The sequence below is a fragment of the Moorena sp. SIO4E2 genome, assembly GCF_010671945.1.
In the GTDB taxonomy this organism is placed as follows: domain Bacteria; phylum Cyanobacteriota; class Cyanobacteriia; order Cyanobacteriales; family Coleofasciculaceae; genus Moorena; species Moorena producens.
Genome location: NZ_JAAHIE010000864.1, coordinates 1 through 2,421 on the forward strand (window position 1 = coordinate 1; position 2,421 = coordinate 2,421).

The 2,421-nt window shown below is 43.7% G+C and carries 3 protein-coding genes and 1 pseudogene; 2 read left to right on the top strand and 2 right to left on the bottom strand.

All coding sequences use genetic code 11. The features are described 5' to 3' along the window. Together F6K37_RS45880 and F6K37_RS38280 are read right to left on the bottom strand one after the other, a co-directional pair. Positions 1–318: pseudogene (locus F6K37_RS45880) on the bottom strand (hypothetical protein); the annotation flags it as partial. Between the two features lie 641 nt (positions 319–959). Beyond that, positions 960–1,163, bottom strand: a complete 204-nt coding sequence (locus F6K37_RS38280) for a hypothetical protein (protein WP_008189134.1) — start codon at positions 1,161–1,163, stop codon at positions 960–962. A 678-nt stretch (positions 1,164–1,841) separates the two neighbouring features. On the opposite strand from F6K37_RS38280, the gene F6K37_RS38285 reads away from it, so the two are divergent. Together F6K37_RS38285 and F6K37_RS38290 are read left to right on the top strand one after the other, a co-directional pair. Further along, positions 1,842–2,006 (top strand): plasmid partition protein ParG, encoded by a 165-nt coding sequence (locus F6K37_RS38285; RefSeq protein ID WP_198954017.1) that lies wholly within the window; start codon positions 1,842–1,844, stop codon positions 2,004–2,006. Between the two features lie 105 nt (positions 2,007–2,111). Beyond that, the coding region (locus tag F6K37_RS38290; protein ID WP_287256318.1) for a helix-turn-helix domain-containing protein at positions 2,112–2,421 on the top strand (310 nt) is incomplete at its 3' end.

The following is a 2,421-nucleotide window of genomic DNA, read 5'->3' on the forward strand; positions in this document are numbered from 1 at the left end:
TTGGGACTGTGCTTGCAGTAGCAAATTACGACCATATCGAAATCCATGTCAACCGGGATATCTGGTGTGTAGGTTTCGACCCGTGTAACTTCCCAATCGCTTTGACGGTAATGGGTTGATGAATCTGGATAGTTAGGATCAACAAACTGATCAACTCGAATAAACTCGCTTCGGACGGTATCCAGGTTCAGGCAGCGCCTTGTCGGAGCAGTCGTAATGCTCGAACAAAGTTTTGGTCAGAGAGCCAGAGTGAGCATATTTGCGCTCTTTCCATCCAGGTTGACGCTTTTCAGCACGAAAGACAATCCATTTACGCATTAGTCTTCCTCCTTTTCGGTGTCTTGACACTCCCCGCCTTGCGCATAGCGGGGATTCCTAGATCTGCGAGCCGCCTTAAACCGCCGTGTTCTAATCTTTGACGCCGCCACAAATTAGACAATATCTAAACCAAAAAACCCGTCGAGACCAAGTATTCAGTCAGTTCACAGCAGACCCAGAGGGCAGTTCTCCCTAGGCGTTTAACTACTTAATTGGAAGTGCATGTGCATAGTCCGTTTCCCTTCCTTTTCGTTTGGTTCCGGTGTGCCCCACCGTACCGTTTTATCTTGCATAGTGATTCTTCTGGGTTCACACACCAACTGTTAATTGATGATTGGGTTTTTAAAGAGGACTTTCCCTTCCCTCTAGACATTACTACTTTGAGGTCGATAAGTTACGGGTCTCTCTCCCGGCTCAGCCTACGGTTTTTCAGCCTGTATCTATCTTTAGAGTACAACAAATATTTGTGTGTGTCCATAAATTTGTTTCTTGTTTTTTGTAGATTTATAAGAGAAAGCAGTCCTAGAAGGATTTAAAGTTACCGTAAGAGAGTGGAGCCTTAATTATCAATTTTTAACCTTTTTGCGCGAGACCGACCCACCTTAAAGGCTCCACTCTCTAAGGTTTCGTCTCTAGGGGCTTTAAACCCAAAATTTTTTGTAATAGGATTTGGGAAATTCAGTTTTTCCTTCAAACACACAATCGACTTCAAGAACAGGGTTACCTGTTTCCTCGATATCAACCAATTGCCAGCCATATTTCTCAGCCATTTCCTCGCAGCAGTCCTGATCGGCTGCTGCATGGCGTGACTTGTTTTCGTTTTCGTCATACCTGGGTTTTGGCATACTTAGTTGCTCCTAGTTCCCTATCGTCGGACTTTGGAGAAGTTGTATTGGCTGAGTGTGGTTGCAGTTGCCGGGGCGCATTCTATATTTAGATTATACAGGTATCAGCCTGCATAATAATTCGTTTGATATAATGATATCATCAAAATATTTAAGCTTTTTGCTGGCTCTCCAAGACCGCAATGAATCCCTTCTGTTATTATTTTTTTTGACTGGTTAAAGATATCAGTTTTGTTAATTTAAAATTGAAAATAACAATTCAAAATTCACAAGCGACCCATATTAATGAGTGAGTTGATCAAGAGGAAAATCCCTATAGTTTTTCCTATCGGGCAAATCAAATATGAGGTCAAATTGGGTATCAGGGACTCGCTGACGCCATAACTGAAGGTGTCCCTCTGCGTCGGAGCGAGTGCAGTAGCGACCGACGATTACCCATTTGATTACCCATTGCGTTGGGGAAGGCGGGTAACTGCCCAAGCTTGCAAGTTTTGTGGATAAGCCATAATGGAGCTATCTTGGTTGAACAATGGAGTAGTAGCCAGCCCATGAACTCTGACGGCTCGGCGCGCGGGATTGCCCTATCCTACCTTATGGCTGGGAAAATAAATTTATAAATTTTGTAAAAAAAATCATTGATGCCAGAATGGAGTAAAGTTGTTTACTGGTAGTAGGACAGTGGCTGAAGAATCAATACGGGTTTATCTATCCAAAGATAAAAAAAAGAACTTTAAAGCGGCTTGTGTTATGCAAGACAGGGATATGAGCGATGTGGTCAATGAATTAATTGATAAGTGGCTTGACCAAAATGGCGTATATATACACGGAGAAAAGGAGACATGAATAAATCCTGAAACCCTAGCGGTAATAGGTTTACAGGCTGATGCGATCGCGCAGCGTCGGCTTTGCCGAATCGCATTTCAGTATTTCTGGTTATATCTCATTTTGATGCCTTACTATAATCCTTTGAAGTCTGGCATTAAAACCATGCTGAGCCAGCATACTGTGACAGAGAAAAGTAAAAGGCGCAAACACACCAGTGATTCACCCTTGGAGGCTCTAAGAATTGAACGCACCAATTTGTCTCAAGACGAATTAGCAATCTACTGTGGTATTCCTCGTGCGACTTACCAGCGCTGGGTCTCTGGTAGGACTGAGGCTAGACCAACGCTGCGGCAACTGAAATTGCTGTGCCAACGACTAGGGATTGAGCACATCGATCAGCTGCCAGAGGAATTTGGACCACCTAGTAGCGCTG

Coding starts and splice junctions, on each gene's coding strand:
- F6K37_RS38280 (WP_008189134.1), bottom strand. CDS start 1,163: ATGCCAAAACCCAGGTATGACGAAAACGAAAACAAGTCACGCCATGCA.